The sequence below is a fragment of the Pseudomonas sp. 2848 genome (genome assembly GCF_003253945.1).
Classification (GTDB): domain Bacteria; phylum Pseudomonadota; class Gammaproteobacteria; order Pseudomonadales; family Pseudomonadaceae; genus Aquipseudomonas.
In genome coordinates this window covers 748,697-769,801 of record NZ_QKZD01000001.1, presented here as the reverse complement: position 1 = coordinate 769,801, position 21,105 = coordinate 748,697, and the positions used below count along the sequence as shown (strand labels likewise).

The window sequence follows — 21,105 nt, the reverse complement described above, 5'->3', positions numbered from 1 at the left end:
CCGGTTCCCACTCAACTACAGCAGGTGATTCACAACTTGGAATCGCCCCCGCATGGAAATACAAGGCCCTGGTCAGAGGCTGGTAAACTCGTGCTGCGCACGCTGGAAGTCCTCCATCCGGCCAATGTCCAACCAGTACTCGTGCACCGGGAACATATTGACGTCACGACCAGCTGCAATCTCCCGCTCCAGCAACGTAGGCATGTCAATCCGGGTACCCGGCTGGACGCTTTTAACCAAGGCTGGCGACAACAGGTAGATACCTGCGTTGATGAAGAATTTCTGCACCGGTTTTTCCACCATCGAACGGATCCGGTGCCCCTCGCTCTGGATCACGCCATAGGGCACGCAGTATTCGTATTCACGCACGCACATGGTAGCTGCGCCGCCGTGACTTTCATGAAACTCCAGCACGTTCAGGAAGTTCAGGGTGGTGAGCAGGTCTCCATTCATCAGGAACAGCGGAAGATCGATCTGCTCGTGCGGCAGCAAACCCAGCGCACCGCCGGTCCCCAGCGGCTCGTCCTCATGAACGTAGGCGATCGATACGCCCCAGCGGCTTCCATCACCAAAATGCTGCCGAATCATCTCCGGCATGTAGTGAGTGGAGATAAAGAAGCGATGAAAACCCGCCGCGATGAAACGCTCCAGAATCAGCTCCAAAATTGGCTTGTCGCCTACCTTGAGCAATGGCTTGGGGCAGTTGTGGGTCAGCGGTCGCAAGCGAGTACCAAACCCGCCGGCCATGAGGAACACCGGATTGTCGCGCTGCGGCCTGTTCAGAAGGCCATGCAGGGTTTCCAGGCCAATCACGATACCCGCCTCGTCAACTACTGGCATCTGCAGCAGCTGATAGGCCTCCATCACCGACAGGATTCGCTCGCGCGCCCAGTCCTTGCCCGCCGTCTTCGGCGAACTGCACATGATCTCCTTGACCGCGGTCTCCAATGGGCGACGCTTGAGCAGTGCTCGACGGACATCTCCGTCGGTAACGGTGCCCAGCAACTGCCGCTTGGCATCAACCACCAGAACGATGCGCACCGCAACCCGGTCGAGTGTGGCGATCGCATCTTCCATCGAGCAATCCGGAGCGACACACGTCATTTCCCATTGTTTCATTCACTACCTTCCTGATGACTATCGGGCACGTTTGCGATCCGCCCCTTGGAACCCAGCACCCGCTGATTGGCTGGCAGATGCCGTACCACCACCGCACCTGCGCCCACCACTGCATCCTCACCGATTTCGATGCCCTGGATGATCGTGGCGCCGCTGCCGACAAAGCAACGGTCGGCGACTGTTACGCCACCGCACAACGTCGCGCCAGGGGCAATGTGCGCATGCTGGCCGACACTGCAATCATGGTCGATCGCAGCTCGGGTGTTGATGATTGTATTGCAGCCTATATGGCTATCTGCCTGCACTATGGCACCGGCCATGACCTGAACACCCTCTCCCAGAACCACGTCAGGGTCCACCCAGGCCGACGGGTGGACCAGGGTCGCGAACCGATACCCCTGGCCACTGAACTGCTCGTACAGTTTGCGCCTGGCAACACCGCCGACTGTCTGGCCAATACCGTTGACCAGCAAGATGCTGGCCGGTGCGATCAGGCTCAAAGCCACATCGTCCCCCAGCACCGGCAGCCCGCGCCACTGGCTCTGGCCCGAGCGATGCAACTGCGGATCACACACGCCCTGGATATCCAGGTGCAGTGCACGCGCCACAGACACCAGAACCTTGGCGTGACCGCCAGCACCGAGTATCACCAACGGCAACGGGCGAGCGGCCTCATCACTCATCGATTGATTCGCCTGGCGTATAACCACGCTTCGCCGGACGTCCGACCAACCCCCACAGACGTGCCGCAGGAAGCCCGGCGCCACTACGCGCAGTGGTCAGGTCCGCTCGCTCGATGATCTGCCCAGGCGCCAGCGCACGGGCCGCAACCACCTGCTGACGCGCAGCACGGCGGGTATCCCATTCACTGGGTTGCGGAGCCTTGCTCCGCTCCCCCAACGCCACTTCCAGAGCACGAATCTCGCTGACCATGCGCTTAAGCTCGTCCGGCTCCAGCGAAGCCTTGTGATCAGGCCCAGGCATCGAGCGGTCCAGCGTGAAATGCTTCTCGATGATCGTCGCGCCACGCGCCACGGCCGCTACAGGTATCAGGCAGCCTTGCGTATGGTCGGAATACCCCACCTCCAGGCCGAAGGCGTCGGCCAGGGTATCCATGGCGCGGAGGTTCACCTCATGCCAAGGCGTCGGGTACTGGGATGTGCAATGCAGGAGGGCAACGTGCCCCTGCAACCGCTCCCGACTCTGCGCATGACCCCAGTACTGCCACACGTCATCCATATCCTGCGGCTCCACCTCATGCGCCAGCCCATGAGCGACAACGGCCAATGCCTGCTCGACCTCACTCAAGGTCGCCATTCCCGTGGACAGGACAAGCGGCTTGCCCGTACGCGCAAATCGCCAGAGCAACGGCGCATTGGTCAACTCACCGGAAGGCACCTTGAAGAACGGCATGTCCAGCGCGCAGAGGAAGTCCAGGCTACCGACGTCGAAGGCCGTGGAGAGGAACTCGAGCCCCTTGTCTCGTGCATAGGTCTGCAACGATACGTGCCACGCCCGAGGCAGCTCGAGCTTTTTCAGCATGGCCAATTGGCTTTCTTCCGCCGCCGTGCTCTTCTTCTGATAGGCCGCCTTGGGCGCGGAACCTGCCGCGAGCAACGTCGCGTCGAACGTCTGGAACTTGACCGCATCCGCTCCCGCGGCAGCCGCCGCGTCGATTAGCGCGAACGCCAAGTCCTGCTCCCCGTTATGGTTCACGCCAGCTTCGGCGATGATGTAGACCGCGTTTTTCTTGGGCAGATTCATGATAGTCAGGTCATGTCGTGAAAAGGTGTCTGTTGGTAACCATCAACGCCGCGCAGGACGTTGACGATCTGCCGTGCCGCATCGCCTTGTCCATACGGGTTGCTGACACGCTTGCAGCGCTGGGCGAACTCCGGGTCCAGGGCTTGGCGCAAAGCCGCTTCGATCCCGCTGCGGCTGGCCTCGCAATGCACGACCGAATCCGCCGCCAGTCGCCCCTTTTGTCGCGCACCGATATCCACGGTGGGGACACCGAACGCAGGCACTTCAATGATGCCACTGGACGAGTTTCCGACCACGACGCAAGCCTGGGCCACAACACTCAGGTAACGCCGGAACCCCAGCGATGCAATGGCCATTACGCGCGCTGGCTGGCGCTGGGCATAGGCCTCCAGCAATGGAATGATCGCCCGCCCGCCGTTATCAGCATTAGGGTAAGTCAAAATGACCTGATGGTCCGGGTAGCTGTCCAGCGCCTCGAGCAATGCCGTAAAGCTTTCCACCGGCTCCTCGTCAGCAAGGGTGACGGGGTGGTAGGTGACCAGCATGAATGGGAGTTTAAGCTCGAAAGAGAGGCTCTCGCGCAGCTCCTCGAGGCTCATTCGTGGTGTGCGCTGGATATGGTCGAGCCCTACGGCACCGACATTGAAGACTCGCTCCGGCGATTCCCCCATCTGTATGACACGCGCACGGTAGGGTTCAGCGGCCACGAAATGCAGGTCAGCCATCTTGGTGATGGCATGACGAATGGCGTCGTCATACGCCCCTTCGGTGATTTCGCCACCATGAAGGTGCGCCACGGGAATCTTCATGATCAGCGCAGCCTGCACAATAGCCAAGGCCTCGAAGCGATCACCGAGCACCACCAGGCAATCCGGCCTGAGCCGGTCAAGCGCATCGGCAAACCCAAGGGTACCCAGGCCCATCGACTTGACCACACCGACATCGGTGTCGGAGGAAAGCAGCATTTCCACCTTGGCGTCGATAGCGAACCCGTCCGCCTCGATCTGGCGCCACGTTTCACCAAACTCTGGCGACAAATGCATACCGCTCACCACAACCTGCAGGGTGAGCGCATCACTGGCCTGAATATCCTTCATGAGCCAGTACAGCAGGCCGTATTCGGCCCGCGTACCGGTAAACACTGCAATGCTCTTTTTCACAGCGCTGTCCGCGGCAACACGCTACTAGGCAAATTGACCACACGAGACTCAAGCCATTCGGCATTGCTCAGGTCACCAGTGAGGCAATGGGCATAAGCCGGCAGATGATTCATCAAACGCCAGATGGGCCGCGTCATCACCTCACGCTTGTTGGTGAACTCCAGCAGCGCATCACGACGCTCGCGACTGTCGCAAATCACAGCGTTCAGCCAGAAATTCGAGCGACAGCCCGCAGGCTCGCCGACAAAGGCAAGCTCGCTGCCCTCGAGCATGGCAGCGTAACGCGAAGCCAGCTCACGCTTGGAGGCAATGAAATCCTCCAGCTTCTCCAACTGCGCACACCCCAACGCCGCATTGAGGTTGGGCAGACGATAGTTGTAGCCGACCTCGTCGTGCACATACTCGTAGGGGTGAGGCTGCTTGGCCGTTGTGGTCAGGTGCTTGGCGCGAACACCCAGGGCCTCGCCCGCCAGGACCATGCCGCCACCACCCGTGGTGATGATTTTGTTGCCATTGAAGCTCAAGGTACCCAACGCCCCGAAAGTACCGGTATGGCGCCCCTTGTACAAACTGCCCAGAGACTCTGCGGCATCTTCTACGAGCACCAACCCCCAACGCGCACAGACGTCGACCAGGCCATCCAGATCCACTGGATGTCCGAACGTATGCATGGGTAGGCAGGCCCGCAGCACCTGGTTGCCGTTTTTCAGGCGACAGACGCCATCGTCATCACGGTACGCGGCCTCATCGAGCCACGCCTCAAGCTTGCTGGCGGACATCCCGAGCGTATCCCGGTCAACATCGACGAAGACTGGCTCAGCACCGCAATAGGCAATGGCATTGCAGGTCGCAACGAAGGTGAGCGATTGAGTAATGACGCGCTCACCCGGCTTCACCCCTGCCAGTAGCAGGGCCACGTGCAGCGCAGCGGTGCCGTTGACGGTCGCTACTGCCTTGGGGCTGCCCGTGTAGGCCTGCATGTCCTGCTCGAAGCGATCAACGAACTTGCCAACACTGGAGACGAATGTGGACTCGACAGTCTGCGCGACATAAGCCTGCTCGTTGCCTTCGAACACAGGCGCGTGCAGTGGGATGAAATCGTCAGTAGCGTACTGCTCGCGAACGAATGCAACCAGAGACTCGAACATAAGCCACCTCAGACGTTGTAGATATCGGCTTTATACTTCGCCAGATTTTCCGGGCGCGTGAACCAGTCGATGGTCTGTTGCAAGCCTTGCTCTATGTCGTAGGCGGGCTTGAAACCAGTCAGTGCGTTGATTTTCGAGTTGTCGCACCACAGGCGGAAGACCTCGGACTTGCCAGGACGCATCCGTTGGTCATCCACCAGGAACTCGACGTCACTGCCCATCAGTTTACGAATCAGCTCAAGCGTGTCGCCTACCGAAATTTCATAGTTGGAGCCGATGTTTACGGTTTCGCCAATGGCCTGATCGCAGCGCGCCAATTCCAGGAAACCACGGCAGGTATCAGCCACATAGTTGAAATCACGGGTTGGCGTGACATCGCCGAGCTTGATCTGCTTTTGCCCGCTGGCAATCTGCGCAATGATGGTCGGGATGACCGCACGCGCCGATTGACGCGGACCATAGGTGTTGAACGGACGGGCAATGGTCAGCGGCAGATCGAAGGCATTGAAGAAACTGAGCGCCATGGCATCGGCACCGATCTTCGAGGCACTGTAGGGTGACTGGGCCTGCAACGGGTGCTTCTCGTCAATCGGCACATAAAGTGCGGTACCGTAGACCTCGCTGGTCGAGGTGTGGATGACCCGTTTGACACCGTTTTCCAGGGCCGCCTGGCAAATATTCAACGTACCTTTGACATTGGTGTCGACATAACTGTCAGGTGCAACGTAGGAATAGGGAATGGCAATCAATGCTGCCAGGTGAAAGACGATATCCACGCCTTTGGTGATGTGCTTGCAATAATGAGGATCGCGCACATCGCCATTCAGTACTTCTATTTGCGACAGGCAGTCGACATCCTCGAGCCAACCCCAGTAATTGAAGGAATTGTATTGAGACAGCGCCTTGACCTTATAGCCTTCGCGCACCAACAATTCCGTCAAATGCGAACCAATGAAGCCATCGGCTCCCGTCACTAAAACTGTCGTCATCGCTTGATCCTTAACCTATCCCCTACCAGCGGGGTTGCGGCGATACAAAATGAATGGTTAATGCTGGCCCTGTCAGCCGAGCCCTGTACCGCCCGCCTGCTGTGCAAAACATGATAATTGTGTCACTTGCTGTGATGCCCGGCCCTATCGTTTCAAGGATTCGAGCACCCGCTGCGCCTCATTCCAGTCATCGACCGTGTCGATGTCGAGCGACTCCTCGCTCTGGTCCATCACCAACGGCACTGCCCCTTCGAACACAAAGCCGTCATGCCTGCGAAGCACATCGGGAGCAATCAGATAAATAGCGCCATTGAGTGTATAGGCAGGCTCGAGATCCTGTGAACGCCTGGCTACCTGCTCCCACCCCATGAAGGGCTGCATCGAGCCAGCTTCGACCTTGAAACACCAGGCAGGATGAGCACTGGCTGGACTGACACTGACAATCGGACGCACAGGGCTCGCGGCAAACAGCTCGATGGCCTTGTCAATCGACTCGACCGTGCGAAAAGGCGAAGTCGGCTGCAATAGCAATACGCCCTGAACGGGGCCATTGCTCGCCTCGTACTGATCCACCACATACCTGACCACATCCACACTGGTGGCGGTATCAGTGGAAAGGTGCCCAGGTCGCATGCCAGGCACCGTGGCACCATAACGCTGCGCAATCTCGGCAGCCTGCGGATCATCAGTGGTCACAACCACATCGCTGACTCCCGAACTCTGGAGCGCTGCCCTGATGGTCCACGCGATCAGCGGATGCTCGCCCAACATCTTCACATTCTTGCCGGGCAATCGCTTCGAGCCTGCCCGCGCCGGGATCACTGCAATGATTTTCATCTGTAGACCTTAAACATCGACCAGAGAACATCCGACATCCGGCGGTCCCCGACAGAAAGCAGCTAGGCAATCTACTATGTTACGCGATTTCCACAAGGGGCTCAAAATCAGCGACCTGGCGCCCCCTCTGAAACCCGCGCACCATCGGCCTCATCAAGTGGCGCAGGAATACGCGACACTGTGAGCGACCGATACCGCATTGGTTCAACAGAACTCGACCCAATCCTATTCGCATGCCTGCCAGAAAGCATTGAAACGAAGCACACCTAGGATTTCTCGGACAGCCTAGACCAGCCCGAAGACTTGCGACAGAAAACAGAGCAGATAGCAGCGCCCCCGAAAGGCGCAAGAGACGGCCGACCCATTGGAAATCGACGCAAAGGGAGAAGAGATCACAATCAGCATAAAGGCCTGAAAATTCATGCCTGGCTTCAAGCGCCCGCCCAGTCAGCAACCGCAAAAAACCAAAGCGGAAATCCCTAGCCGTCAGATAACACCGCTTGGCGAACAGAGGCACGAATCTTGCGCTTTCCACGCATCAAGCCATAAGCCCCTAACAACGGTCCGATCGCCAATCCGACGATCAACGCGGCCAACACCAGCACCGCTACCGGCACCGCCGGCGCGGACCAACCGAACATTACCAACGACACAGCCTGCTGATTCTCCAGCACAAAGAACAGCACCACAGCCGCCAGCAGCAGTACGAACAACGCCGCCAAAGCGCGCTTGAGATTACGCATCAGATTACTCCTTCACTCAAGTGTGCTCGTGCTCGTCTTCATTGACCCGATCACGCAGCTCCTTGCCGGGCTTGAAGTGTGGCACGTACTTGCCGTCCAGGCTGACCGACTGACCGGTCTTGGGGTTGCGGCCTACGCGGGGCGCGCGGTAGTGCAGGGAAAAGCTGCCGAAGCCACGGATCTCGATACGATCCCCGGTCGCCAAGCACTGCGACATCTGCTCAAGCATGGTCTTGATGGCCAACTCGACGTCCTTGGACGAGAGTAGCCCCTGATGGGTGACAATACGTTCGATCAGCTCCGACTTCGTCATATTTTTCCCTTCGTTATCAAGCAGCTAGATCATTGCTTAATCAGTTTGTAGCACGCTCCGAGCGATTTGAACAGGCCGGTTCTTGACTAAACAAAAAAATTCAAGGTAAGGATTTGTTCACAGTCGTGACAAGCCGCTAGGAATCGGGCCAAGGTACGGAGGCTCCACACCTGCAGAGAAATCACAGGCACAAAAAAGGGCGACCCGAGGGTCGCCCTTTTTACCGATCAAACAGAACTCAGTTCTGCTTGGCCATAGCTTCGCGCAGCAGCGCCGCCATGGTGGTGTCGGCAGCCGCTTCCGGAGCGTTTTTCAGGCTCTGGATGGCTTCGCGCTCTTCAGCATCGTCCTTCGACTTGATGGACAGGCTGATGACGCGGGACTTGCGGTCGACGCTGATGATCTTGGCTTCGATCTCTTCGCCTTCCTTCAGCACGTTACGAGCGTCTTCAACGCGGTCACGGCTGATTTCGGAAGCTTTCAGAGTAGCTTCGATGTCGTCGGCCAGGGTCACGATAGCGCCCTTGGCGTCAACTTCCTTGACGATACCCTTGACGATAGCGCCCTTGTCGTTGACAGCAACGAAGTTGGAGAACGGATCGTCTTCCAGCTGCTTGATGCCCAGGGAGATGCGCTCGCGCTCTGGGTCAACCGACAGGATGACGGTTTCCAGCTCGTCGCCCTTCTTGAAGCGACGCACGGCTTCTTCGCCAGCTTCGTTCCAGGAGATGTCGGACAGGTGAACCAGACCGTCGATGCCGCCGTCCAGGCCGATGAAGATACCGAAGTCGGTGATCGACTTGATGGTACCGGTGATCTTGTCACCCTTGTTGAACTGGCCGGAGAAGTCTTCCCATGGGTTGGACTTGCACTGCTTGATGCCCAGGGAGATACGACGACGCTCTTCGTCGATGTCCAGAACCATGACTTCCACTTCGTCGCCAACCTGAACGACTTTCGACGGGTGGATGTTCTTGTTGGTCCAGTCCATTTCGGAAACGTGTACCAGGCCTTCAACGCCTTCTTCCAGCTCAGCGAAGCAGCCGTAGTCGGTCAGGTTGGTAACGCGAGCAGTCACGCGGGTGCTCTCTGGGTAACGGGCTTTGATAGCAACCCATGGGTCTTCGCCCAGTTGCTTCAGGCCCAGCGAAACGCGGTTGCGCTCACGATCGTACTTCAGGACCTTGACGTCGATCTCGTCACCAACGTTGACGATCTCGGACGGGTGCTTGATACGCTTCCAGGCCATGTCGGTGATGTGCAGCAGACCATCGACGCCGCCCAGGTCAACGAACGCACCGTAGTCGGTGAGGTTCTTGACGATACCTTTGACCTGCTGGCCTTCCTGCAGCGATTCCAGCAGAGCTTCGCGCTCGGCGCTGTTTTCGGCTTCCAGGACGCTGCGACGGGAAACGACAACGTTGTTGCGCTTCTGGTCCAGCTTGATGACCTTGAATTCCAGCTCTTTGCCTTCGAGGTGGGTGGTGTCGCGCACTGGGCGGACATCAACCAGGGAGCCCGGCAGGAACGCACGGATGCCGTTAACGTCGACAGTGAAGCCGCCTTTAACCTTACCGTTGATAACGCCCTTGACCACTTCTTCAGCAGCGAAAGCAGCTTCCAGAACAATCCAGCACTCGGCGCGCTTGGCTTTTTCACGGGACAGCTTGGTTTCGCCGAAGCCGTCTTCGACCGCGTCCAGCGCAACGTGAACTTCGTCACCGACCTTGATGGTCAGTTCGCCAGTTTCGTTGTAGAACTGCTCGAGCGGGATGACACCCTCGGACTTCAGGCCAGCGTGTACGGTAACCCAGTCGCCGTCGATGTCGACAACGATACCGGTGATGATTGCGCCCGGCTGAAGATTGAGGGTTTTCAGGCTTTCTTCAAAGAGTTCTGCAAAGCTTTCGCTCATTTTAATTCCTGTAGATTCGGGCGAAAAAGACGCCCATAGCCACATTCCAGACAATGTGGGTTTCGTTAAGTTAAGAAGTGCTGGCAGGACGTTGACTGGTGCCCCTGCCGGCCCTCCTCTCCATCAGGCCAGGTCGCGCAGGGCGAGCTCGCTTCTGATGCGTTGCAGCACCTGCTCGATGGACAGCTCCGTGGAATCCAGCTGAATTGCATCGGCCGCCGGCTTGAGCGGGGCCACTGCGCGCTGGGTGTCGCGCTCATCGCGCGCACGGATCTCATCTAGCAGACTCGACAGACTAACATCTTCGCCCTTGCCCTTCAACTGCAGGTAACGGCGACGGGCACGCTCCTCGGCACTGGCGGTAAGGAACACCTTCAACGGCGCGTCCGGGAATACCACGGTGCCCATGTCGCGACCGTCGGCGATCAGCCCAGGGGCTTCACGGAACGCACGCTGGCGCTGCAACAGCGCCTCGCGCACCGCGGGCAGCGAGGCAACCATCGAGGCCCCGGCACCGACTGTCTCGGTGCGGATGGCATTGCTGACATCCTCACCTTCTAGAATGATCTGCTGCAGCTTGCCCGGCTCCGCCGCGACGAACTGTACGTCCAGATGCGCGGCCAGCGCCTTGAGCAGCTCTTCGTTGGTCAGGTCGACTCCGTGATTGCTGGCATTGAATGCCAACAAGCGGTAGAGGGCGCCAGAGTCGAGCAGGCGCCAGCCCAGCTCACGAGCCAGCAGCCCTGCGACCGTGCCCTTGCCCGAGCCGCTAGGCCCGTCGATGGTGATGACCGGTGCTTGCGAATTCACGACTTGCCCTCTTCGGCGACGCGGATGCCGACTTCCTTGCACAGCGCCAGGAAGTTGGGGAACGACGTGGCGACGTTGGCGCAGTCATGAATGACGATCGGGGCACTGGCGCGCAGCGAAGCGATGCTGAACGCCATGGCGATGCGGTGGTCGCCATGACCGTGCACTTCGCCGCCGCCGATCTGGCCGCCGTCGATGATGATGCCGTCCGGGGTCGGCTCGCACTTCACGCCCAGGGCGATCAGGCCGTCGGCCATCACCTGGATGCGGTCCGATTCCTTGACCCGCAGTTCTTCGGCGCCACGCAGCACGGTACGCCCTTCGGCGCAGGCGGCGGCGACGAACAGCACCGGGAACTCGTCGATGGCCAGCGGCACCAGCTCTTCCGGGATGTCGATACCCTTGAGCTTGGCGCCACGCACGCGCAGGTCAGCCACCGGCTCGCCGCCGACTTCACGCTGGTTTTCCAGGGTGATGTCGCCGCCCATCAGGCGCAGGATGTCGATAACACCGGTGCGGGTCGGGTTGATGCCGACGTGCTCCAGGACCAGTTCGGAACCCTCGGCGATGGACGCCGCCACCAGGAAGAACGCCGAGGAAGAAATATCCGCCGGCACTTCGATACGGGTGGCGGTGAGCTTGCCACCGGACTGCAGGGAAGCTACCGGACCGTTCGACTCGACCGCGTAGCCGAAGCCGCGCAGCATGCGCTCGGTGTGGTCACGGGTGGGCGCAGGCTCAGTGACGGTGGTGGTGCCTTCGGCGTACAGGCCAGCCAGCAGCAGGCAGGACTTGACCTGGGCACTGGCCATCGGCAGCGTGTAGTTCAGCGCCTTGAGCTTGTGGCCACCACGGATGGTCAGCGGCGGTCGACCTTCAGGGCCGGTCTCGACCACGGCACCCATTTCACGCAGCGGGTTGGCCACGCGGTTCATCGGACGCTTGGACAGCGAGGCGTCGCCGGTCATGGTGGTGTCGAACGACTGCGCTGCCAGCAGGCCGGACAGCAGGCGCATCGAGGTGCCGGAGTTGCCCACATACAGCGGGCCGGGCGGCGGCTTCAAGCCATGCAGGCCAACACCGTGAATAGTCACGCGACCATGGTGCGGCCCTTCGATGACCACACCCATGTCGCGGAAGGCCTGCAAGGTCGCCAGGGCGTCTTCACCCTCGAGGAAACCTTCGACTTCCGTCGTGCCCTCGGCCAGCGAGCCGAGCATGATCGAGCGATGGGAAATCGATTTGTCGCCAGGTACGCGGATCCGTCCGGACACGCGGCCACCCGGTTGGGCCAGGAAAATCAGATCGTTGGCGTTCATAGCGTCCACATAGGCCCGACGGGCAAGGATTTTACTGAAATGCTCGCGGGCAACCCGGGCGCGGGTGAACACGCCCAGCAGTTGGTGCCCGTCCCCAGCATCGACCGCGTCGCGCAAGGCGTCGAGGTCGCTGCGAAATGTATCGAGAGTGCGCAGGACCGCCTCGCGGTTGGCGAGGAAGATGTCGTGCCACATGATCGGGTCGCTGCCGGCGATTCTCGTGAAATCGCGGAAGCCTCCCGCAGCGTACCGGAAGATCTCCAGGTTTTCATTGCGCTTGGCCAGCGAGTCAACCAGGCCGAAGGCCAGCAGGTGCGGCAGGTGGCTGGTGGCGGCCAGCACTTCGTCATGGCGCTCCACCGACATGTGCTCGACATCGGCATCCAGCGCCCGCCAGAGGCGATCGACCAGGGCTAGCGCGCCCGGCTCGGTTTCCGCCAGCGGAGTGAGGATCACCTTGTGCCGGCGGAACAGCGCCGCATTGGAGGCCTCCACCCCGCTCTGCTCGGACCCGGCGATCGGGTGCCCCGGCACGAAACGCGGCAGGCGCTCGGCGAACGCCTCGCGCGCAGCACGCACCACATTGCCCTTGGCACTGCCCACGTCGGTGATCACCGCATTACCCAGGTCGAGCTGGGCCAGGCGAGCCAGGACTTTCTCCATGGCCAGGATCGGCACAGCCAACTGGATGACGTCGGCGCCGACACAAGCGGCCGCAAGGTCTGCCTCGCAGCGATCGACCACGCCCAGCGCCACGGCTTGCTTGCGCGACTCGGCGTCGAGGTCGACGCCGACCACTTCGCGGCACAGGCCGCTTTCGCGCAGGCCCTTGGCAAAGGAGCCGCCGATCAGGCCGAGACCTACGACCACCAGACGGTCGATGAGCGGAGCGGGATTGTTTGTTACAGCATTAACCACGAGTGCGAACCCTGTTCAAAAACATGCCAGTCGTTGAGACCGCAGGGGACTGCTGCGCAGCCCATCGCTGGCAAGCCAGCTCCCACATAGGCCAGCGATACACCGCTCCCTGTGGGAGCCGGCTTGCCGGCGATGGGCCGCAAAGCGGCCCCAACAAAATCGATCAAAGCACCGCTTTCGGATAAGAGCCCAACACCTTCAGCGCCACAGCCTCCTGGCTGATCTGCTCGAGTACCGCCTTGATCAGCGGATCACGGTGATGGCCGACAAAGTCGATGAAGAACACGTAGGTCCACTTGCCGCTGCGCGACGGACGGGTCTCGATGCGCGTGAGGTCGATGCCGTTCTCGTGGAACGGTACCAGCAGCTCGTGCAGAGCACCCGGCTTGTTGCTCATGGAGACGATGATCGAAGTCTTGTCGTCGCCGGTCGGCGGCACTTCCTGGTTACCGATCATCAGGAAGCGCGTGGAGTTGTCCGGGCGGTCCTCGATCTTTTCGGCCAGACGGGTCAGACCATACAAGTTGGCCGCCATGTCGCCGGCGATCGCCGCCGAATTCCACTCGCCCTTGACCCGCTTGGCCGCCTCGGCGTTGCTCGACACAGCCACGCGCTCGACGTTAGGGTAATGGGCGTCCAGCCACTTGCGGCACTGGGCCAGCGACTGGGCATGGGAGTAGATGCGGGTGATGCTGTCGGTCTTGGTGTTCTCACCCACCAGCAGGTGATGGTGGATACGCAGCTCGACCTCGCCGCAGATCACCATGTCATGCTCGAGGAAGCTGTCCAGCGTGTGGCTGACGGCGCCCTCGGTGGAGTTCTCCACCGGCACCACGCCGAAATTGACCGCACCCGCCGCCACCTCGCGGAACACCTCGTCGATGGCCGCCATCGGGCGGCTGACCACGGCATGACCGAAGTGCTTCATGGCTGCGGCCTGGGTGAAGGTACCTTCAGGGCCGAGGTAGGCCACCTTCAGCGGCTCTTCGAGCGCCAGGCAGGAGGACATGATCTCGCGGAACAACCGCGCCATCTCTTCGTTGTCCAGCGGCCCCTGGTTACGCTGCATGACGCGCTTGAGCACCGCGGCCTCGCGCTCGGGACGGTAGAACACCGGCGCCTCGCCTTCAGGCAACGATGCGGTCTTGACCTTGGCCACTTCCTGGGCGCAACGGGCGCGCTCGCTGATCAGCTCGAGGATCTTCTCATCGAGGCTGTCGATGCGCACGCGCAGGGCCTTGAGCTCCTGATCGGACATCAGCCGTGCTCCTTCTCGAATTCACCCATGTACTGCACCAGCGCCTCGACAGCCTCCAGGCCCAGGGCGTTGTAGATCGAGGCACGCATGCCACCGACCGAACGATGGCCCTTGAGGTTGAGCAAGCCACGGGCATCGGCGCCGGTCAGGAAGGCCTTGTCCAGACGTTCGTCGGCCAGGCGGAACGGCACGTTCATCCACGAGCGGGCGTTGACGCTGATCGGGTTGGTGTAGAACTCGCTGCCGTCGATGAAGCCGTACAGGCGCTCTTTCTTGGCGCGGTTGCGCTGCTCCATCGCCTCGACGCCACCCTGCTCCTTGAGCCACTCGAACACCAGGCCCGAGAGGTACCAGGAATAGGTGGCCGGAGTGTTGTACATCGAACCGTTGTCGGCCGACACCTTGTAGTCGAGCATCGTCGGGCAGCTGCTGCGGGCACGGCCCAGCAGGTCTTCGCGCACGATCACCACCACCAGACCGCTCGGGCCGATGTTCTTCTGCGCGCCAGCGTAGATCAGACCGTACTGCGATACGTCGATCGGGCGCGACAGGATGTCCGAGGACATGTCGACCACCAGCGGGACGTCACCGGTTTCGGGCACCCAGTCGAACTGCAGGCCACCAATGGTCTCGTTGGACGCATAGTGCACGTAGGCGGCGTTGCAGGTCAGCTGCCACTCGTTCTGGCCCGGGATAGCCAGGTAGTCGTAGGGCTTGGCGCTGGCAGCAACGTTGACAGTGCCGAAGCGGCGCGCTTCCTCGATGGCCTTCTTCGACCAGATACCGGTCTCGACGTAGTCGGCGGTGCCGTTTTCCGGCAGCAGGTTCAGCGGAATCTCGGCGAACTGCTGGCTGGCACCGCCCTGCAGGAACAGCACCTTGTAGTTGGAGGGGACGGACAGCAGGTCGCGCAGGTCCTGCTCGGCCTTTTCGGCAATGGCCACATAGTCGTCGCTGCGGTGGCTCATTTCCATCACCGACAGCCCCTTGCCGCGCCAGTCCAGCATCTCGGCCTGGGCGCGCTGCAGCACGGCATCAGGAAGCGCGGCAGGGCCTGCGCAGAAGTTAAAGGCTCGTTTGCTCACATCCACTCTCGCTCTGCCAAATAGAACAAAATCGTAATTCGCTGCCGACCAGTCAAGACTGTGTCGCCGGCACCGGGGCTGCCTTGCAGCGCCAATGCCCCACCTTCATCAGTCAAACGGGGCGACCTTGGTCGCCCCGCTCGGGTTGTTGCATCGATTATTCCTGAGGTGCCTCTTCGGTGCCGGCATCGTCGTCGCCCACCGCATCGAGCGGGGCGCCCTCCTCGTCCGTCTCGATCAGTTCATCGAGCTCTTCCTCGGAGGGTTCCTGGACGCGCTCAAGCCCCACCAGCGTCTCGTCGGTGGCCAGCTTGATCAGCGTGACACCCTGGGTGTTACGGCCCAGGCTGGACACTTCGCCGACCCGGGTACGCACCAGCGTGCCCTGGTCGGAGATCAGCATGATTTCCTCGCCTTCCTGCACCTGGATGGCGCCGATCAGCAGGCCGTTGCGCCCCTTGGTGCCCATGGCGATCACGCCCTGGCCACCACGGCCGCGACGCGGGAACTTGGACAGCGGGGTGCGCTTGCCAAAACCACGCTCGGAAGCAGTGAGGATCTGCGCGCCAGACTCCGGAATCAGCATGGAAATGATCTGCTGACCCTTGCCCAGCTTCATGCCGCGCACGCCACGGGCGGTACGGCCCATCTCGCGCACCACGCTCTCGGCGAAGCGGATCACCTTGCCGGCGTCGGAGAACATCATGACTTCCTTGGCGCCATCGGTGATGGCGGCAGCGATCAAGGTGTCACCTTCCTTGAGCTTCAGGGCAATCAGGCCGTTGGAACGCGGACGGGCGAACTGCACCAGCGGAGTCTTCTTGACGGTACCGGAAGCAGTAGCCATGAAGATGTAGGCGCCGGTCGGTTCGGCGGCCCACTCTGGGGTATCGCCGTCTTCCTCGTCGATTTCCTCGGCCTCCACCAGCTCGCCTTCGATCACGCTGTCGTCGCTGTCTTCCAGTTCTTCGTCTGGGTCTGCGTGCTGCTGCAGCGCCTCCAGGTCGATCTGCAGCATGGCGGTGATGCGCTCACCCTCCTCCAGCGGCAGCAAGTTGACCAGCGGGCGGCCGCGGGCGGCGCGGGAGGCCTCGGGAATTTCGTAGGTCTTCTTCCAGTACACCTTGCCCTTGCTGGAGAACAGCAGCAGGGTGGCGTGGCTGTTGGCAACCAGCAGGTGCTCGATGTAGTCCTCGTCCTTGACGCCTGTGGCCGACTTGCCCTTGCCACCACGGCGCTGGGCCTGGTACGCGGACAGTGGCTGTGTCTTGGCGTAGCCACCGTGGGAGATCGTCACCACACGCTCTTCTTCGGGGATCATGTCGCCGTAGTTGAGGTCATGGCTGGCATTGAGGATTTCGGTGCGGCGGGCATCGCCGTACTCGGCGCGGATCGCTTCAAGCTCTTCGCGGATCACTTCCATCAAGCGCTCGGCGCTGCTGAGGATGCGAATCAGCTCGCCGATCTGCTCGAGGATCTCCTGGTACTCGGCCAGCAGCTTCTCGTGCTCCAGGCCGGTCAGGCGGTGCAGGCGCAGCTCCAGGATCGCCTGGGCCTGTTCCGGCGACAGGTAGTACTTGCCTTCGCGCAGGCCGTACTGCTCCGGCAGGTCTTCCGGACGGCACGACTCGGCACCGGCGCGCTCGACCATGACTTGCACCGCGCTGGACTCCCAGGCCGTGCTGATCAGCGCTTCCTTGGCTTCGGACGGCGTCGGCGAGGCCTTGATCAGGGCGATGACCGGGTCGATGTTGGACAGCGCGACCGCCTGGCCTTCAAGGATGTGACCCCGCTCGCGGGCCTTGCGCAGCTCGAACACGGTACGGCGGGTGACCACCTCGCGGCGGTGACGGACGAACGCCTCGAGCAGGTCTTTCAAATTAAGCAGGCGCGGACGACCGTCGATCAGGGCGACGATGTTGATGCCGAACACGCTCTGCAGCTGGGTCTGCTGGTAGAGGTTGTTGAGCACCACCTCCGGCACCTCGCCGCGACGCAGCTCGATGACGATGCGCATGCCGTCCTTGTCGGACTCGTCGCGCAGCTCGGTGATGCCTTCGATCTTCTTCTCTTTGACCAGCTCGGCGATCTTCTCGATCAGGCGCGCCTTGTTCAGCTGGTACGGCAGCTCGGTGACCACGATCTGCTGGCGGCCGCCGACCTTGTCGATATCCTCGATCTCGGAGCGGGCACGCATATAGATGCGGCCACGGCCGGTGCGATAGGCCTCGATGATGCCCTGGCGGCCATTGATCAGGCCCGCTGTCGGGAAGTCCGGCCCCGGGATGAACTGCATCAGCTCATCGACCGTGATGTCGGAGTTGTCGATCAGCGCCAGGCAGCCGTCGATCACTTCGCCGAGGTTGTGCGGCGGAATGTTCGTCGCCATGCCCACGGCAATACCGCTGGAGCCGTTGACCAGCAGGTTGGGGATCTTGGTCGGCATGACCGCCGGGATCTGCTCGGTACCGTCATAGTTCGGTACCCAGTCGACGGTCTCTTTGTGCAGGTCGGCCAACAGCTCATGGGCCAGCTTGGACATGCGCACTTCGGTGTATCGCATGGCCGCGGCGTTGTCGCCGTCCACCGAACCGAAGTTGCCCTGGCCATCGACCAGCAGGTAGCGCAGCGAGAATGGCTGGGCCATGCGCACGATGGTGTCGTACACGGCGGTGTCGCCGTGCGGGTGGTACTTACCGATCACGTCACCGACCACACGGGCGGATTTCTTGTACGGCTTGTTCCAGTCGTTGCCCAGTTCGCTCATCGCATACAGAACGCGACGATGCACGGGCTTCAAGCCGTCACGCGCATCGGGCAGCGCTCGCCCGACAATAACGCTCATCGCGTAGTCGAGGTAAGACTGTCTCAGTTCGTCTTCGATATTGACCGGGAGGATTTCTTTGGCCAGTTCGCCCATGAGAAGCCTGATTCCTTTTTCTGGTGAAACTTCGCCTGATCCCTCGAAGGACGAACGAAGCTCGCCGCCGCAGCGCAATTGGGGTGCGACGACTTACGACAAATCAATGAGTTGTGCCATGGATCTGCGCAATGAAGGCCGCGGTAAAGAGCGGCCTTGGAAACTGCCGGATGGTATCACAAACGCTGCGCGCATGGGAGATATGGCAGGTTGCCGTACAGCACCATCCGCACGGATGGAAAAACACCTCAGTGGAGGCGTTTGCGGCACATCAACTGGGCGATTTTTGCGGTATCCGGGCGCTCGACCACGCCCTTTTCGGTGACGATCACGTCGATCAGGTCGGCCGGCGTGACATCGACCACCGGGTTGTAGGCCTCGACATCAGCGGTTACCTGAATCCCGGACACCTCCAGCAGCTCTTCCTCGCCGCGGGTTTCCAGCGGGATATCCTCACCGGTGGGTAGGTTCAGATCGATGCTGGTGCTTGGCGCCACCACCATGAAACGCAGCCCGTGGTGCATGGCCGCCACCGCCATCTGGTAGGTGCCGATCTTCGCCGCCACATCGCCATTGGCGGCAATGCAGTCGGCGCCGACCACCACCCAGGTGATGCCCTTGGTCTTCATCAGGTGCCCGGCCGCCGCGTCGGCGACCACGGTCACCGGCACACCGTCGGCGGCCAGCTCCCAGGCGGTCAGGCGCGAACCCTGCAGCCACGGCCGCGACTCGCAGGCATAGACCTGCTCGACCATGCCCTCCAGCGCGGCAGCGCGAATCACCCCCAGGGCGGTACCGAAGCCGCCGGTGGCCAGGGCCCCGGCATTGCCGTGGGTAAGCAGGGCCTGCTCGCTACCCTGGTGCCTGCGGATCTGCTCGACACCGAACTGGGCCATGGTCAGGTTGGCCTCGCGATCGCTTTGATGAATCGCCACCGCCTCGGCCTCCATCACCTTCAGCACGTCTTCATCCGGGCGCAGGCGCTGCAGGCGCTCACGCATGCGGTTGAGCGCCCAGAACAGGTTGGCCGGGGTAGGCCGCGCCTCGCCCAACATCATGAAGTCTTCTTCAAGGCTCTCTTCCCAACTCTCGCCTTCGGCCAGGCGACGGCGCAGCGCCAGCACCAGGCCGTAGGCGGCGCAGATGCCGATCGCCGGAGCGCCACGCACGGCCATGTCGCTGATCGCCTCAGCCACCTCGGCCGCCTCGGTGCAGGCCAGCCAGCACTGCTCAAGCGGCAGCAGGCGCTGGTCGAGCAGGTGCAGCACGCCATCGCGCCACTCGATGCCCGTCACCGTCTCCGCCGCCATCAGTTGCTCGCGCATCGCCTCTCCCCGTCGCCCTGGCATCAAAAGCCGGCGATTATAGCGAGCCTGCGTCGCGAACGCTCGGGTATACTGCGCGTTTAGCCGAACCGATCCAGGTATATATCGCGCATGCCCATCGCCACTCCCCTCCTCGACCTGCTGCTTGTGCCGGACTGGCTGGTCCCCGTCGAGCCGGCCGGTGTCGTGCTGGAGGGCCATGCGCTGGGCATCCGCGACGGCCAGATCGCCTGGCTCGGCCCACGCGAGCGGGCACCCCAGGCCCGGGACGTGCGAACGCTGCCCGACTGCCTGTTGACGCCCGGGCTGGTCAACGCCCACGGCCACGCCGCCATGACCCTGTTCCGCGGTTTGGCCGACGACCTGCCGCTGATGACCTGGCTGCAGGAGCATATCTGGCCCGCCGAGGGTCGCTGGGTGAACGAGGCCTTCGTGGCCGACGGCACCGACCTGGCCATCGCCGAACAGCTCAAGGGCGGCATCACCTGCTTCGCCGACATGTATTTCTATCCCCGCGAGGCCTGCGACCGCGTGCACCGCAGCGGCATCCGCGCGCAGATCGCCGTGCCGCTGCTGGATTTCCCCATCCCCGGCGCACGCACCCCGGACGAGGCCCTGCACCTGGCCATCGAGCTATTCGGCGAGCTGCGCCACCACCCGCGCATCACCATTGCCCTGGGCCCGCACGCCCCCTACACGGTGAGCGACGAGAACCTGGAGAAGATCCGGGTGATCGCCGACCAGCTGGACGCACCGCTGCACATGCACATCCACGAGACCGCCAGCGAAGTCGAGCAGGCACTCAAGGACAACGGCGAGCGGCCAATGGCGCGCCTCGCGCGCCTGGGCCTGCTGGGCCCGAACCTGCAAGCGGTGCACATGACCCAGATCAGCGACGAAGACCTGGCGCTGCTGGTAGAAAGCAACACCAGCGTGGTCCACTGCCCCGAATCCAACCTCAAGCTGGCCAGCGGTTTCTGCCCGGTGGAGCGCTTGTGGCAGGCCGGGGTGAACGTGGCCGTCGGCACCGATGGCGCCGCCAGCAACAATGACCTCGACCTGCTCGGTGAAACCCGCACCGCCGCGCTGCTGGCCAAGGCCGTCGCCGGCTCGGCCACCGCCCTGGACGCCCACCGGGCACTGCGCATGGCCACGCTCAATGGCGCCCGGGCGCTCGGGCTGGAGGCGATCACCGGCTCGCTCGAAGTGGGCAAGGCCGCCGACCTGGCTGTCTTCGACCTGTCGGGGCTGGCGCAGCAACCGGTGCACGACCCGGTCTCGCAACTGATCTACGCCACAGGTCGCGATTGCGTGAAGGATGTCTGGGTAGCCGGGCAGCAACTGGTCGAGGACCGCCGCCTGAGCCAAATGGACGAAGCCGCGCTGGCCGCCAACGCCCGCGCCTGGGGAGCCCGCATCGGCGGGCGCAACGAATGAACGGCCGGCAGCTGCGGCTGCCGGCCCGCGACACTATTTATCGAA

17 protein-coding genes are annotated in these 21,105 nt (G+C 61.9%); 1 reads left to right on the top strand and 16 read right to left on the bottom strand.

Going from position 1 to position 21,105, the window contains the following annotated elements; all coding sequences use genetic code 11:
* Window positions 1-72: 72 nt before the first annotated feature.
* From DFS21_RS03575 to mtnA, 16 genes are all read right to left on the bottom strand, one after another.
* A complete protein-coding gene (locus tag DFS21_RS03575; protein WP_111531832.1) occupies window positions 73-1,119 on the bottom strand; it encodes a nucleotidyltransferase family protein in 1,047 nt (348 codons plus the stop codon).
* The gene (locus tag DFS21_RS03570; protein WP_111531831.1) at window positions 1,116-1,802 is read right to left on the bottom strand and encodes an acetyltransferase; all 687 of its coding nucleotides are present in this window, start codon (window positions 1,800-1,802) and stop codon (window positions 1,116-1,118) included. Before DFS21_RS03570 ends, DFS21_RS03575 begins: the two co-directional genes overlap by 4 nt.
* Window positions 1,795-2,883: an N-acetylneuraminate synthase gene (gene neuB, locus DFS21_RS03565; RefSeq protein WP_111531830.1), complete on the bottom strand. Its 1,089-nt coding sequence runs from the start codon at window positions 2,881-2,883 to the stop codon at window positions 1,795-1,797. The genes DFS21_RS03570 and neuB overlap by 8 nt, the downstream gene beginning before the upstream one ends.
* A 5-nt stretch (window positions 2,884-2,888) precedes the next feature.
* The gene (gene neuC, locus DFS21_RS03560; RefSeq protein ID WP_111531829.1) at window positions 2,889-4,043 is read right to left on the bottom strand and encodes a UDP-N-acetylglucosamine 2-epimerase; all 1,155 of its coding nucleotides are present in this window, start codon (window positions 4,041-4,043) and stop codon (window positions 2,889-2,891) included.
* Window positions 4,040-5,191 (bottom strand): LegC family aminotransferase, encoded by a 1,152-nt coding sequence (locus DFS21_RS03555; protein ID WP_111531828.1) that lies wholly within the window; start codon window positions 5,189-5,191, stop codon window positions 4,040-4,042. Before DFS21_RS03555 ends, neuC begins: the two co-directional genes overlap by 4 nt.
* 8 nt (window positions 5,192-5,199) lie before the next feature.
* Complete coding sequence (locus DFS21_RS03550) at window positions 5,200-6,180, bottom strand: NAD-dependent 4,6-dehydratase LegB (RefSeq protein WP_111531827.1); 981 nt, start codon at window positions 6,178-6,180, stop codon at window positions 5,200-5,202.
* Between the two features lie 144 nt (window positions 6,181-6,324).
* Window positions 6,325-7,017 (bottom strand): cytidylyltransferase domain-containing protein, encoded by a 693-nt coding sequence (locus DFS21_RS03545; RefSeq protein ID WP_111531826.1) that lies wholly within the window; start codon window positions 7,015-7,017, stop codon window positions 6,325-6,327.
* A 479-nt stretch (window positions 7,018-7,496) separates the two neighbouring features.
* Complete coding sequence (locus DFS21_RS03540) at window positions 7,497-7,760, bottom strand: lipopolysaccharide assembly protein LapA domain-containing protein (protein ID WP_111531825.1); 264 nt, start codon at window positions 7,758-7,760, stop codon at window positions 7,497-7,499.
* Window positions 7,761-7,776: 16 nt separating this feature from the next.
* Entirely contained in the window at window positions 7,777-8,073 is a 297-nt protein-coding gene (gene ihfB, locus DFS21_RS03535) for an integration host factor subunit beta (RefSeq protein WP_023629327.1), read from the bottom strand.
* 238 nt (window positions 8,074-8,311) lie between these two features.
* Entirely contained in the window at window positions 8,312-9,988 is a 1,677-nt protein-coding gene (gene rpsA, locus DFS21_RS03530; RefSeq protein WP_046856619.1) for a 30S ribosomal protein S1, read from the bottom strand.
* 123 nt (window positions 9,989-10,111) lie between these two features.
* The gene (cmk, locus tag DFS21_RS03525) at window positions 10,112-10,798 is read right to left on the bottom strand and encodes a (d)CMP kinase (RefSeq protein ID WP_102684336.1); all 687 of its coding nucleotides are present in this window, start codon (window positions 10,796-10,798) and stop codon (window positions 10,112-10,114) included.
* Complete coding sequence (locus tag DFS21_RS03520; RefSeq protein WP_110698043.1) at window positions 10,795-13,035, bottom strand: bifunctional prephenate dehydrogenase/3-phosphoshikimate 1-carboxyvinyltransferase; 2,241 nt, start codon at window positions 13,033-13,035, stop codon at window positions 10,795-10,797. The genes cmk and DFS21_RS03520 overlap by 4 nt, the downstream gene beginning before the upstream one ends.
* A 163-nt stretch (window positions 13,036-13,198) precedes the next feature.
* Window positions 13,199-14,293, bottom strand: a complete 1,095-nt coding sequence (gene pheA / locus DFS21_RS03515; RefSeq protein ID WP_094010729.1) for a prephenate dehydratase — start codon at window positions 14,291-14,293, stop codon at window positions 13,199-13,201.
* Window positions 14,293-15,378: a 3-phosphoserine/phosphohydroxythreonine transaminase gene (gene serC, locus DFS21_RS03510; RefSeq protein WP_111531824.1), complete on the bottom strand. Its 1,086-nt coding sequence runs from the start codon at window positions 15,376-15,378 to the stop codon at window positions 14,293-14,295. The genes pheA and serC overlap by 1 nt, the downstream gene beginning before the upstream one ends.
* A 157-nt stretch (window positions 15,379-15,535) precedes the next feature.
* Window positions 15,536-18,298 (bottom strand): DNA gyrase subunit A, encoded by a 2,763-nt coding sequence (gyrA, locus tag DFS21_RS03505; RefSeq protein WP_111531823.1) that lies wholly within the window; start codon window positions 18,296-18,298, stop codon window positions 15,536-15,538.
* 248 nt (window positions 18,299-18,546) lie between these two features.
* Entirely contained in the window at window positions 18,547-19,623 is a 1,077-nt protein-coding gene (gene mtnA, locus DFS21_RS03500; protein WP_111531822.1) for an S-methyl-5-thioribose-1-phosphate isomerase, read from the bottom strand.
* A gap of 111 nt (window positions 19,624-19,734) precedes the next feature.
* Here mtnA and DFS21_RS03495 point away from each other — a divergent pair, with 111 nt between their 5' ends.
* A complete protein-coding gene (locus DFS21_RS03495) occupies window positions 19,735-21,060 on the top strand; it encodes a TRZ/ATZ family hydrolase (RefSeq protein ID WP_111531821.1) in 1,326 nt (441 codons plus the stop codon).
* Window positions 21,061-21,105 lie beyond the last annotated feature (45 nt).